We start from the raw sequence: 12,045 nt of genomic DNA, 5'->3' as shown, positions 1-12,045 counted from the left end.
CGCGACGGTGCCCTGCGCTTTTCCTGGGGGACCTGGTTGAATCCTCGGTGGGCCGTGCCCGCCGAGGATTTCTGGTGAGTACGGGGTTGAGCATCCAAACGGCGTCCGCCGCGGGCCAGTTGTGGGGAGAACATGGACGAGGGGAAGCCCACGAAGGCGAACTGGTGGAGCGGGGACCGGCCGGAGGCGGGGGCGTTGCACTCCGGCTTGGACGACTCTCACGCCGACGCGGACGGCTCTCAGGACGGCTCGAACGGCTCCCAGGACGGCTCGGACGACGCGCGGGGCGGGGCGTCGCGGGGTGCGGTGCACGCGGGTTCGGGCGACTCTCAGGACGGGGTGACGTCCCAGGTGGTCTCGCCGTCGCCACCGGCGTCTCCGGCTCCCGAGGTCGACACCAGCTCCGCCACGGTGCAGGCCCCCGCCCCCGTCGACCCCCGCGATGTGGCGCCCGGTGGGTTCATACCGGGTGACGGCTCCCCGTACGGGGCGTCGGCCGACGGCGTGGCCGCTCCGATTCCCGCCCAGGGCGCGACAGGGCAGGTCCCGGCGTCACCGCAGGCGCAGGAGGCACCGCCGGCCCAGGGAGGCCCCGTGGACGTCCAGGACGCCGTGCCCGCGGCCCCCACGGACCGCCCCCGCCCCCTGCACGACCCCGACCCCTACAGCACCCCGCCCTACGGCGAACCGGGCCCCTGGGCGCCCGCGCCCCCCGTGCAGCACCCCGCGGCGACCCCGGCGCACGGCACCTCTCTGCCGACGCCCCCGCAGGGAACCCCGACACCCGGCACCCCCGCGCCCCAGTCGCCCCCCACCTACGACGCCCCCCACCCGGCACCCGCATACGGCGGCACCCCGCCCCACGGCACCCCTGGCGCCCCCGCGCCCCACGCCCCGGCCCAGACGCCCGGCGCCTACGACGCCCCTCACCCGGCGCCCCCGTACGGCGGCACCCCGCCCCACGGCACCCCTGGCGCCCCCGTAAACCCCGCCCCCCACCCCCAGCCCCACCCGGGACCGGAGGCCCCGCGGGCCTACGATCCGTGGAACGCGCCCCTGCAGCAGATCGGGTCGTTGCCGCCGGAAACGGCGGAGACGCGGCGTAAGCGGGGGCGGCGGGTTCTCGTCGGCGGGGCCGTCGCGCTCGCCCTCGTGTCCAGCTTCGTCGGCGGCGCCATCGGCTCGTACCTGGAGCGCAACGGCAGCGACGACATCCAGCTGCGGCAGGCGGACACCGAGTCCGCGGAGCGGCCCAAGGGCAGCGTCGCCGGCATCGCCTCCGCCGCCCTGCCCGGCGTCGTGACCCTGCACGTCAGCGGCGACTCCGCGCAGGGCACCGGCACCGGGTTCGTCCTCGACGCCAAGGGCCACATCCTCACCAACAACCACGTCGTCGAGCCCGCGGGCACCGGCGGCCACGTCTCGGTGACCTTCAGCGGCGGCGAGACCGCCGAGGCGGAGGTCGTCGGCCGCGACTCCGGCTACGACCTCGCGGTCGTCAAGGTGTCCAACGTGCACGGCCTGAAGCCGCTGCCCCTCGGCAACTCCGAGAACGTCCAGGTCGGCGACCCCGTCGTGGCCATCGGCGCCCCCTTCGACCTGGAGAACACCGTCACCTCCGGGATCATCAGCGCCAAGGAGCGGCCCATCACCGCGGGCGGCGAGAAGGGCGACGGCAGCGACATCTCGTACGTGGACGCCCTGCAGACCGACGCGCCCATCAACCCGGGCAACTCCGGCGGGCCCCTCGTCGACTCCAAGGCCCGCGTCATCGGCATCAACAGCGCCATACGCTCCGCGGACGAGGGCTCGGCCCCGACCGGCGGTCAGGCGGGCTCCATCGGCCTCGGCTTCGCCATCCCCATCAACCAGGGAAAGCGCGTCGCCGAAGAGCTGATCAACTTCGGCCGGGCGACGCACCCCGTGATCGGCGTCACGCTCGACACCGAGTTCAACGGGGACGGCGCCCGCATCGCGGACAAGGGCAAGAGCGGCGGACCCTCGGTCAACAAGAACGGCCCCGGCGACCGGGCGGGCCTCAGGCCGGGCGACGTCGTCACCGAGGTCGACGGGCACGCCGTGCACTCCAGCGACGAACTCATCGTCAAGGTCCGCGCGCATCGTCCCAAGGACCGGCTGCGGCTCACCGTCGAGCGGGGCGGCGACGACCGCGAGGTGACCCTGGTGCTCGGTTCGGCCGGCGGGAACTGAGCGGTTCGGGTAAAGGACTGGCCAGGTCTCCTCCGCGTTGTCGTGCAGCGGCTACCGGACGGACACGGGCGGCGGGTACCGTGGTCCCGGTCCGGACCACGCAAAACCTGCTGGGCACCACTTTCCGGACAGGCACGACACGCACGGACGACGACGCACGGACGACCTGCTGCGGGCTGAGGACATCGCAAGGAGCTCAAGGTGTTCAATGACATTGGCGCACTCGAGATAGTGGCGCTGGTCGTCCTCGCCGTGCTCATCTTCGGTCCGGACAAGCTGCCGAAGGTCATCCAGGACATCTCCCGCACGATCCGCAAGATCCGCGAGTTCTCCGACAGTGCGAAGGCGGACATCCGCGACGAGCTGGGCCCGGAGTTCAAGGACTTCGAGTTCGAGGACCTGAACCCCAAGAAGTTCATCCGCAAGCAGCTCGACAACGACGAACTCGGGCTCAAGGAGATCCGCAACGGCTTCGACCTCAAGAAGGAGATGAACGAGGTCGCGGACGCCGTGCACGGCCGCGAGAGCGACGCGTCCGACACCGGTTCCGGCGCCTCGGCCGCCTCGTCCGGCGGAGCCCGGATCGACATGCGGAAGAAGGCGGCCGAGCCCGCGAAGCCGGCCGCGGGAGACCCTCCGCCCTTCGACGCGGACGCCACCTGAGGCCCGCCTGAACCGCCGCCGCCAACAGGTGTGGCTATCCTGCCTTGTTGTCCGGCGTGAGGACGCCCGAGGGGGGCGGGCCGCTCCGGACACTCGAGAGCGAGGAGGCGGCCGGGTACATGGAGACGACAAGTGCGGTGGGCGCGAAGGCGTCGACCGGGGACGGCACCGCACAAGCGGTGCCCTCCGCCCGACGCACGGTCGACGGCTACCTGCTGGCGCCCTTCCCCTGGTACGGCCTGGACGAGGCCTTCACGGGGCAGCGCTGGCTGATGCAGGTCGGCGCGACGTCGGACGGTGCCGTGGAGCACGGTTCGATCGGACACGGTGACGAGCCGTCCGTCCGCGCCGAGGGCACCCTCGGCAACAGCGACAAGGAGCGCTTCGCGGTCGTGGTGACCGTGGCCGCCAACCCCGTACGGCGCAGCGCCGACGGCACGGGTCTGCTGGAGGCCACCTCGGTCTCCTCGGCGGCCTGGCTCGCCGGGGTCGGCCTGCTGTCCCTCACCTGGCCCGGCCAGATGGACCACACCCTGCGCGACGACTGGCTCGACCAGCAGACGGAGACGGCCTGGGTCCTCGCCGACGACCTGGAGGGCTCCGACTGGTCCTCGTTGTCGCTGCCGGTGGACGGGGAGCCGACCCCGTTCCACTACCGCGAGTCCGAGTACGGCTGGGTCCTCGCGGGCTCCACGAAGGAGGGCGTGCACCTGGGCGCGTACGGGCGCGGCATGAGCGCGTACGGCCTGGGGTTCTCGGTCATCAAGGACATCGCGGCGTACGCCTAGGGCGGCGGGCCGGACGGGTGGGGGCGCCGTCGGTGTGACGGCGCCCCCACCCTTCGTCGAGCTCGGTCCCGTGTTGGTTCGTCTGCGGGTCCGTTGTGGCTGATCGCGCAGTTCCCCGCGCCCCTTACGGGGCGCTGCTCCATCAGGGCGGGGTCAGAACTTGTTGCGGGGAGTCAGGCCCAGCGTCATGCCGGACAGGCCGCGCTGGCGGCCGCCCAGCTTGCCCGCGATCGTGCGCAGCGCCGAGCCCGCCGGGGAGTCGGGGTCGGTCAGGACGACCGGCTTGCCCTCGTCGCCGCCCTCGCGCAGCCGGACGTCGATCGGGATGGAGCCGAGCACCGGCACCGTCGCGCCCGTCGTCTTCGTGAGCCCCTCGGCGACCTTCTGGCCGCCGCCGGTGCCGAACACGTCGACCATCTCGTCGCAGTGCGGGCAGGGCAGGCCCGACATGTTCTCGACGACGCCGACGATCTTCTGGTGGGTCTGCACCGCGATGGAGCCGGCCCGCTCGGCGACCTCGGCGGCCGCCTGCTGAGGCGTCGTCACGACCAGGATCTCGGCGTTCGGGACCAGCTGGGCGACGGAGATCGCGATGTCACCCGTGCCCGGCGGCAGGTCGAGCAGGAGGACGTCCAGGTCGCCCCAGAAGACGTCCGCGAGGAACTGCTGGAGCGCGCGGTGCAGCATCGGCCCGCGCCACACCACCGGGGCGTTGCCCGGGGTGAACATGCCGATCGAGATGACCTTCACGCCGTGCGCCGACGGCGGCATGATCATGTTCTCGACCTGGGTGGGCTTGCCGTCGGCGCCCAGCATGCGCGGTACGGAGTGGCCGTAGATGTCGGCGTCGACGACGCCGACCTTGAGGCCGTCGGCGGCCATCGCGGCCGCGAGGTTCACCGTCACCGAGGACTTGCCGACGCCGCCCTTGCCGGACGCCACGGCGTAGACGCGGGTGAGCGAGCCGGGCTTGGCGAAGGGCACCTCGCGCTCGGCGGTGCCGCCGCGCAGCGCCGCCGCCAGCTCCTTGCGCTGCTCGTCGCCCATCACGTCGAGGGTGACGTCGACGCGCGTGACGCCCTCGACCGCGGCGACCGCGTCCGTCACGTTCTGGGTGATGGTCTCGCGCATCGGGCAGCCGGAGACCGTCAGGTACACGGTGACCGCTACCGCCCCATCAGCGGTGATATCCACCGATTTGACCATCCCCAACTCGGTGATGGGTCGCTGGATCTCGGGGTCGTTCACCGTCGCCAGTGCTGCACGCACCGCGTCTTCCGTAGCCATACGACCGATAGTACGGCGCGGTAACCCCGGCACGGAAAGGGTTGTCAGCGGTCGCCTACATCACTCCCGCGCGAGCCCTCCCGCGGGAATACCGCGCGCTGCTCCTCCAACTCCTTGACCAGGTCCTGGAGCTCGGAGCGGATCCAGTCGCGGGTGGCCACCTCGCCGAGGCCCATGCGCAGCGAGGCGATCTCGCGGGTGAGGTACTCGGTGTCCGCGATCGACCGCTCGTTCTGCTTGCGGTCCTGTTCGAGGTTGACGCGGTCGCGGTCGTCCTGGCGGTTCTGCGCGAGGAGGATCAGCGGAGCGGCGTACGACGCCTGCAGCGACAGCATCAGGGTCAGGAAGATGAACGGGTACTGGTCGAAGCGCAGATGGTCGGGCGCCGCGATGTTCCACACCACCCACATGACGATGACGACCGTCATCCAGACGATGAACCTGCCGGTGCCCAGGAATCGCGCGATGCGCTCCGAGAGCCGTCCGAACGCCTCCGGGTCGTACTCGGGCAGCAGCTTGGGGCGCGGGGTCCTCGGCTGGTCGAGGCGGAAGCGCGGGCTGCGGGGTTCGGCGCGGTTGTCGCGCTCACGGTCGGCCATGGCCCGCTCCCTCCTCCTCCAGATGGAACTCCGTCTCGCGCCAGTCGTCGGGCAGCATGTGGTCCAGTACGTCGTCGACGGTGACCGCCCCGAGCAGCGCGCCGCCCTCGTCGACGACCGGCGCCGCCACCATGTCGTACGTCGCGAAGAACCCGGCGACGGCCGGCAGCGTCGCGTCCGGCGCGAGCGGCTGCAGGTCGTCGTCGAGGATCGAGCCGACCAGGGTGTACGGGGGGTCGCGCAGCAGCCGCTGGAAGTGCACGGTGCCCAGGTACTTGCCGGTCGGCGTCTCGTCCGGCGGCCGGCACACGTACACCTGCGCGGCGAGCGCGGGGGAGAGGTCCTCCATGCGCACCCGCGCGAGGGCGTCGGCGACGGTCGCGTCCGGGCGCAGCACGATGGGCTCGGTCGTCATCAGACCGCCGGCCGTGCGCTCCTCGTACGCCATCAGACGCCGCACGTCGGCCGCGTCGTCCGGCTTCATCAGGGCGAGCAGGCGCTCCTTGTCCTCCTCGGGCAGCTCGGCGAGGAGGTCGGCGGCGTCGTCGGGGTCCATGGCCTCCAGGACATCGGCGGCGCGCTCCTCCTTGAGCTTGCCGAGGATCTCGATCTGGTCGTCCTCGGGCAGCTCCTCCAGGACGTCGGCGAGCCGGTCGTCGTCGAGGGCGGCGGCCACCTCGGTGCGCCGCTTGGGGGAGAGGTGGTGCAGGACGTTGGCGAGGTCGGCGGGGCGCAGCTGCTCGAAGGTGGCGAGCAGGCTCTCGGCGCCCTGGCCGTGCTCCTCCAGGGAGAAACCGTCGACGGCGGCCCAGTCGACGGTCAGGGTCTCGCCCTTGCGCCGGAAGGTGCCGCCCTTGCCCTTGCGCACGAAGACCCGGTCGATCTCCCAGTCGCGGCGGGCGGGGAGCTGCTGGACGGAGACGTCCAGGACGGTGACCTCCTCGCCGGACTCGACCAGGTGCACCCGCCGGTCCAGCATCTCGCCGAGCACGAGCCGCTCGGTGGGCCGCTGCTCGAAGCGCCGTACGTTGAGCACGCCGGTGGTGATGACTTGGCCCGACTCGATGCCGGTGACCCGGGTCATCGGCAGGAAGATCCGGCGCCGGGTGGAGAGCTCGACGACGAGGCCGAGCAGCCGGGGCGGCCGCCTGCCGACCCGGACCATCGCCACCAGATCGCGCACCCGGCCGACCTGGTCGCCGTTCGGGTCGAAGACCGCGGTGCCGGAGAGGTGCGAGACGAAGACCCTGGGGGCGCCTGCCGCCATGCGTCACGCCTCCTTCCGGCCGGGGGGTTCATGCCGTTTGGTCCGTCATTACGGGTCAATACGGGCTTCAGGCTAGCCCGTCCCGGTCGGATACGCGTCGGCGGAGGGTCCGGACGGACTGCCTCCGATCGGCCCGCCCGATCCGGGTACGCTGCCGTACTGCCGAAGCCGTAGAGGTCGTCCGCACGAGAGGCAGCGCCACCTGTGACCGCACTTCCCCTGGCCAGCCGCGCCCGCAGAGCGGCGTTCGTGAGCGCGATGTGCGCGGGCCTGGTCGCGGCGGCCACGGGTCTGACGGCCTGCAGCGGTGAGGACCCGGACGCGGGGACGAACGGCGTGGGCAAGCTCTCCCCGGCGAAGATCCAGGCCAAGGCGGACTCGGCGGCCGACGCGGCGTCGGCGGTGCGGCTCTCCGGCACGGTGGTGAGCAAGAACCACACGTACACCCTCGACATGCGCCTCAAGGGCGAGGGTGGCACGGGTTCGGTCACCTCGAAGGGGCAGACCTTCCAGCTGCTGCGGGTCGGCGAGGAGCTCTGGCTCAAGGCCGGCTCGGAGTTCTGGACGCACGACGGCGGCAAGGGCGACGGCGCGTCCGCGGACGGGACGGCGGCGGCCAAGCTGGACGACAAGTACGTGAAGGTCCCCCAGGGCGACCCCGCCTACCAGCAGCTGAGCGGCTTCACGGACAAGGACGAGCTCCTGGCCGGCATGCTCACGCTGCACGGCGAGCTCGCCAAGGGCGACCGCGGCGAGACGGGCTCCGTACGCTCCATCAAGATCACCGGCGACGAGGGCGCGGGCGGCACCCTGGCCGTCTCCCTGGAGGGCAAGCCCTACCCGCTCCGCCTGGAACGCGGCGGCCACGCGGGCACGCTGAAGCTCACGGACTGGAACAGGGACTTCCCCCTGCAGGAGCCGGGCAAGAACGAGATGGTCGACTACGGCAAACAACTGCCGACATCCTGACCGGGGCCGGGACCGCATGAGGCGAGCCCCGAAGGGGCAGCCTCAGGGGCGCGGGGAACTGCGCGAGCAACCACGACGCACCCGCAGACGAGACCCGCCCCCCACCTCAGCGGCGCTTACGCCGAAAGAGCAGCCGAGGAAGCCCCCCGGGCAACGGCTCCCGCGTGGTAGCCCCCGTAGGCAGCGGCGCAGCCGCGAGAGACCCGGTGGGCAACCCCGTCGTCACCTCACACGGCGTGAGCCGGACCACCCGACACTGCTCAGCCCACCGCACGGTGACCCGCTCCGCGTCCGGCGCGTTCAACCGTTTCCCCTTGAGCTCGCCGACAGCCGCCTCCCACTCCTCCGAGCCCGGCCCCAGCTCACTCACCCGAGCCGTCCAGGCGACGAGCCGCCCGCCCTTGTCCTTGCTGCGGACGGTCACCTCGGCGGAGCCCCCGTCGACGAGTCCGGGCAGCGGCTGCTCACCCGGGCCGTCCCCGACGACGTGTGCGGCGCCCTCGTGCCAGACGTGCCACAGCGCCCGCGCGGGCGAGTTCTCGCCCTGGACCCAGATGAGGCCGGACTTCTTCGTGGCCTCCTCGACGAGGGCGCGCTCAAGCAGCGGGTCAGCAGTCATGGGCGGCAGCCTATCGAGTGGAGCCCCGCGGCCCGCCGGGCCGTCACAGCCAGCCGTTGCGCTTCAGGGTCCGGTGGATCGCGAGGCAGACGCCGCCGATGAGGGCGAGCACCATCCCGTAGCCGTACCGCCAGTGCAGTTCGGGCATGTGGTCGAAGTTCATGCCGTAGACGCCGCAGACGGCCGTCGGCACGGCGATGATCGCCGCCCACGAGGTGATCTTGCGCATGTCCTCGTTCTGCGCGACGGCGGCCTGCGCGAGATTGGCCTGGAGGATCGAGTTGAGCAGTTCGTCGAAGCCGATGACCTGTTCCTGGACGCGCGTGAGGTGGTCGGCCACGTCACGGAAGTACTTCTGGATGTCGGGGTCGACGAGCCGCATCGGCCGCTCGCTGAGCAGCAGCATCGGCCGGAGCAGCGGCGACACGGCCCGCTTGAACTCCAGGACCTCGCGCTTGAGCTGGTAGATGCGTCCGGCGTCGACGCCGCGCGAGGTGCCCTTGCCCTTGCTCGGCGCGGAGAAGACCTCGCTCTCCACGTCGTCGATGTCGTCCTGCATGGCGTCGGCGACCGCGATGTAGCCGTCGACGACGTGGTCGGCGATGGTGTGCAGCACCGCGGAGGGGCCCTTGGCGAGCAGCTCGGGGTCCTCCTGGAGGCGGCGGCGCAGGGCGCGCAGCGAGCCGTGGCCGCCGTGCCGCACGGTGATGAAGAAGTCGGGGCCGGTGAAGCACATCACCTCGCCGGTCTCCACGACCTCGCTGGTGGCGGTGAGTTCGGCGTGCTCGACGTAGTGGATGGTCTTGAAGACGGTGAACAGCGTGTCGTCGTAGCGCTCCAGCTTGGGGCGCTGGTGGGCGTGGACGGCGTCCTCGACGGCGAGCGGGTGCAGCCCGAACTCGGCGGCGATACCGGCGAATTCGGCCTCGGTCGGCTCGTGCAGGCCGATCCAGGCGAAGCCGCCGCGGCGGCGCACCTCCAGCATCGCCTCGTGCGGGGTGAGGGCGTCGGCGCAGGCCAGCCGGCTGCCGTCGCGGTAGACGGCGCAGTCGACGACGGCGGACGCGGCGTCACGGGTGGCGTCGTAGGTGTCGTACGACGCGGGGGAGGAGGGGTAGGAGGTGCCGTCCTTGCGCAGCGAGGGACGGACGGCGGCACGAAGGTCGCGGATCATCGACATGGGCAGGCTCCTTCGAAGGAGGCCGCCTGCGACGGTTGGAACTGCCCGGAATGGGGACGTCCTGGGGCGGGATGTTTGGCACGTCCACAAAGCGGGGAGCACCGCACCGTCGCGGTGGCAGCTTCGCTACTGACACAGATCAGGAAACTCAGACAGATCAGGTGGGAACGAAGTGCTCTTCCGTCGCACACGGCACGAGGAGTGCGCGCGGTGCGTGTGGGTACGTGCGCAGCTACAGGGCTGCGTGGATCACCGGGCGGAAGAGCGGGTGGTACTGCACGGTCGACTTCGGTCCATTGCAGCCCCACCTCCTCCGGCCGGTCCCCCGTAAGGGAAGTCCCATGCGCCCCTCACGCCAGTGGCGCGAAGTCAGTGTCTGTCTGCAGGGCTTGAAAGCGACGCTTCTGCGTGCTGCCCTGAGCCAGCGGCCAACACTATCAGCCGACAGAAGTGTCAAGCCCCCGCTTTGCCCGCAGCTGACGAGTTCTATGCTCGCGGCATGTCTGATGTTCTTGCGCTGGTCGAGGCCCGTCTCCGTACTGGCCTGGGGGAACCCGACGCGCGCGCCGCGGTGACCTTCCTCGGCACCGACCGGATCGAGGTGCTGAGGTTCACCGGCGGGGACGACGGCGATCTCGTGCGCTACGCCACGCTCGGCATGTCCGCCCAGCCGATGACCGACCCGACCGCCGCGCTTGCCGACCCCGTGAAGGGCCCGCGCGCCGAACTGGTGCTCTCGGTACGAGGAGGACGCGCCGACACCGACAAGGCGCTGCGGCCGCTTGCCGTGCTGGCCGCGTCGCCCCAGGTCGAGGGCCTGGTCGTGGCGCCCGGCGCCTCGCTGGACGTGGGCGAACCGCTGTGGCCCGGAGCGCCGTTCACCTCGGTGCTGGTGGCGGAGCCCGGCGGTCTGGTCGAGGACCTCGAACTCGACGCGCCCATGGAGCCCGTACGGTTCCTGCCGCTGCTCCCCATGACGCCGAACGAGGCGGCGTGGAAGCGGGTGCACGGCGCGGCGGCCCTGCAGGAACGGTGGCTGAACAGCGGCACGGACCTGCGCGATCCGCTGCGCAAGTCCGTGTCCCTCGACTGAAGTCCGGCCGCTCAAAGGTCAGTTGGCGAAGACCGTGACGCCGTCCTCGGCGGCGTGCTTCGGCTCCAGCTCCTCGGCCTCGTGGGTGAGGGAGCTCCTGCGCGCCCAGACCACGACCGCGCCGAGCACCGCCGTGACGGCCGCGACCACGAACGGGATGTGGATGTCGCTCCACTCCTCGATCTTCGGCGCGAAGAACGGCGCGGCGGCGGCCGCGAACCAGCGCACGAAGTTGTAGCCGGCGCTGGCCACCGGGCGCGGCGCGTCGGAGACGCCGAGGGCGAGCTCGGTGTAGACGGTGTTGTTCACGCCGATGAAGGCGCCGGACAGGATCGTGCAGACGACGGCGGTGGTGTGGTTGCCGTACCCGAGGACCAGCACGTCGGCGGCGAGCAGCACGAGCGAGCCGCCGAGCACCTTGAGCGAGCCGAACCGGGCCTGCAGCCTGGGCGCGACGAGCACCGAGAAGACGGCGAGCAGCACACCCCAGGCGAAGAACACCGCGCCCGACTTGTACGGGGACATGTTCAGCACGAACGGCGTGAAGGCCAGCACCGTGAAGAACGTGTAGTTGTAGAAGAACGCCGAGGCCGCCGCGGAGGCGAGCCCGCCGTGGCCGAGCGCCTTGATCGGGTCGAGCAGCGAGGTCTTCCGCGCGGGCTTCGGCTGCTCCTTGAGGAACGCGGTGATGCACAGGAAGCCGATCGCCATCAGCGCGGCGGTGCCGAAGAACGGATAGCGCCAGCTGGCGTCGCCGAGCAGCGCGCCGACCAACGGTCCGCACGCCATGCCGAGGCCGAGCGCCGACTCGTACAGCAGGATCGCGGCCGCGCTGCCGCCGGCCGCGGCGCCGACGATGACGGCGAGCGCGGTCGACACGAAGAGCGCGTTGCCGAGCCCCCAGCCCGCGCGGAACCCGACGAGCTCACCGACCGAACCGGAGGTGCCGGAGAGGGCCGCGAAGACCACGACGAGCGCGAGGCCGAGCAGCAGGGTCTTCTTGCCGCCGATACGGCTGGAGACGAAGCCGGTGACCAGCATGGCGACCGCGGTGATCAGGAAGTACGAGGTGAAGAGGAGGGAGACCTGGCTGGCACTCGCGTCCAGGCCCTTCGCGATGGACGGCAGGATCGGGTCGACGAGTCCGATGCCCATGAAGGCCACCACGGACGCGCCGGCCGTGGCCCACACGGCCTTCGGCTGCCGCAGGAGGCTGCCCGCCCCGGCGTCGAATGGGTCCCCTTCGGCGGGGCCCCCTGTGCTGCTGTTCATACAGCCGCTCCTTCACTGCTGCCACAAGGGATCGTTGAAGATCGTTGATGTATGCATATATTAAGTTAGCAAGACTAAATGATGCAAGCTACACGCA

General features: G+C 71.3%; 11 protein-coding genes. 5 read left to right on the top strand and 6 right to left on the bottom strand.

Annotated elements, in window-relative coordinates:
* Nucleotides 1-132: 132 nt before the first annotated feature.
* The 3 genes from ACZ6CV_RS06350 to ACZ6CV_RS06340 all read left to right on the top strand — a co-directional run bounded on the left by ACZ6CV_RS06350 (nt 133) and on the right by ACZ6CV_RS06340 (nt 3,662).
* Nucleotides 133-2,211 (top strand): S1C family serine protease, encoded by a 2,079-nt coding sequence (locus ACZ6CV_RS06350; protein WP_469249835.1) that lies wholly within the window; start codon nt 133-135, stop codon nt 2,209-2,211.
* A gap of 201 nt (nt 2,212-2,412) precedes the next feature.
* Nucleotides 2,413-2,874 (top strand): sec-independent translocase, encoded by a 462-nt coding sequence (locus ACZ6CV_RS06345; protein ID WP_469249834.1) that lies wholly within the window; start codon nt 2,413-2,415, stop codon nt 2,872-2,874.
* 119 nt (nt 2,875-2,993) lie between these two features.
* Nucleotides 2,994-3,662, top strand: coding sequence for a hypothetical protein (locus ACZ6CV_RS06340; protein ID WP_362364360.1), 669 nt, complete (start codon nt 2,994-2,996; stop codon nt 3,660-3,662).
* Nucleotides 3,663-3,815: 153 nt separating this feature from the next.
* Here ACZ6CV_RS06340 and ACZ6CV_RS06335 read toward each other — a convergent pair whose 3' ends face one another.
* From ACZ6CV_RS06335 to ACZ6CV_RS06325, 3 genes are read right to left on the bottom strand one after another with little or no spacing between them, the layout of a single operon-like run.
* A complete protein-coding gene (locus ACZ6CV_RS06335) occupies nt 3,816-4,949 on the bottom strand; it encodes an Mrp/NBP35 family ATP-binding protein (RefSeq protein ID WP_362364363.1) in 1,134 nt (377 codons plus the stop codon).
* A 44-nt stretch (nt 4,950-4,993) separates the two neighbouring features.
* Entirely contained in the window at nt 4,994-5,548 is a 555-nt protein-coding gene (locus ACZ6CV_RS06330) for a DUF1003 domain-containing protein (protein ID WP_362364366.1), read from the bottom strand.
* On the bottom strand, nt 5,535-6,815 hold the full coding sequence (locus ACZ6CV_RS06325; protein WP_469249833.1) for a magnesium transporter MgtE N-terminal domain-containing protein: 1,281 nt from the start codon (nt 6,813-6,815) through the stop codon (nt 5,535-5,537). Before ACZ6CV_RS06325 ends, ACZ6CV_RS06330 begins: the two co-directional genes overlap by 14 nt.
* Nucleotides 6,816-7,019: 204 nt before the next feature.
* On the opposite strand from ACZ6CV_RS06325, the gene ACZ6CV_RS06320 reads away from it, so the two are divergent.
* Nucleotides 7,020-7,784 (top strand): hypothetical protein, encoded by a 765-nt coding sequence (locus ACZ6CV_RS06320; protein ID WP_469249832.1) that lies wholly within the window; start codon nt 7,020-7,022, stop codon nt 7,782-7,784.
* Between the two features lie 106 nt (nt 7,785-7,890).
* Here ACZ6CV_RS06320 and ACZ6CV_RS06315 read toward each other — a convergent pair whose 3' ends face one another.
* Nucleotides 7,891-8,403: a hypothetical protein gene (locus tag ACZ6CV_RS06315; protein ID WP_469249831.1), complete on the bottom strand. Its 513-nt coding sequence runs from the start codon at nt 8,401-8,403 to the stop codon at nt 7,891-7,893.
* Nucleotides 8,404-8,446: 43 nt separating this feature from the next.
* Nucleotides 8,447-9,583: a magnesium and cobalt transport protein CorA gene (locus ACZ6CV_RS06310; protein WP_469249830.1), complete on the bottom strand. Its 1,137-nt coding sequence runs from the start codon at nt 9,581-9,583 to the stop codon at nt 8,447-8,449.
* Nucleotides 9,584-10,082: 499 nt separating this feature from the next.
* On the opposite strand from ACZ6CV_RS06310, the gene ACZ6CV_RS06305 reads away from it, so the two are divergent.
* Nucleotides 10,083-10,676 carry a suppressor of fused domain protein gene (locus tag ACZ6CV_RS06305; RefSeq protein WP_469249829.1) on the top strand — a complete coding sequence of 198 codons (594 nt, stop codon included), beginning with the start codon at nt 10,083-10,085 and terminating at the stop codon, nt 10,674-10,676.
* 18 nt (nt 10,677-10,694) lie between these two features.
* Here ACZ6CV_RS06305 and ACZ6CV_RS06300 read toward each other — a convergent pair whose 3' ends face one another.
* Nucleotides 10,695-11,948: an MFS transporter gene (locus ACZ6CV_RS06300; protein ID WP_469249828.1), complete on the bottom strand. Its 1,254-nt coding sequence runs from the start codon at nt 11,946-11,948 to the stop codon at nt 10,695-10,697.
* Between the last annotated feature and the right edge of the window lie 97 nt (nt 11,949-12,045).

It is taken from the genome of Streptomyces sp. NPDC041713, assembly GCF_055591085.1.
Note: the sequence above shows the minus strand (reverse complement) of the source record. Positions and strands in the feature narration are given on the sequence as shown.

Excerpts from the sequence above, each read along its gene's own strand:
- ACZ6CV_RS06350 (WP_469249835.1), top strand. The coding sequence starts at position 133 with ATGGACGAGGGGAAGCCCACGAAGGCGAACTGGTGGAGCGGGGACCGG.
- ACZ6CV_RS06340 (WP_362364360.1), top strand. The coding sequence starts at position 2,994 with ATGGAGACGACAAGTGCGGTGGGCGCGAAGGCGTCGACCGGGGACGGC.
- ACZ6CV_RS06335 (WP_362364363.1), bottom strand. The coding sequence starts at position 4,949 with ATGGCTACGGAAGACGCGGTGCGTGCAGCACTGGCGACGGTGAACGAC.
- ACZ6CV_RS06330 (WP_362364366.1), bottom strand. The coding sequence starts at position 5,548 with ATGGCCGACCGTGAGCGCGACAACCGCGCCGAACCCCGCAGCCCGCGC.
- ACZ6CV_RS06325 (WP_469249833.1), bottom strand. The coding sequence starts at position 6,815 with ATGGCGGCAGGCGCCCCCAGGGTCTTCGTCTCGCACCTCTCCGGCACC.
- ACZ6CV_RS06315 (WP_469249831.1), bottom strand. The coding sequence starts at position 8,403 with ATGACTGCTGACCCGCTGCTTGAGCGCGCCCTCGTCGAGGAGGCCACG.
- ACZ6CV_RS06310 (WP_469249830.1), bottom strand. The coding sequence starts at position 9,583 with ATGTCGATGATCCGCGACCTTCGTGCCGCCGTCCGTCCCTCGCTGCGC.
- ACZ6CV_RS06305 (WP_469249829.1), top strand. The coding sequence starts at position 10,083 with ATGTCTGATGTTCTTGCGCTGGTCGAGGCCCGTCTCCGTACTGGCCTG.
- ACZ6CV_RS06300 (WP_469249828.1), bottom strand. The coding sequence starts at position 11,948 with ATGAACAGCAGCACAGGGGGCCCCGCCGAAGGGGACCCATTCGACGCC.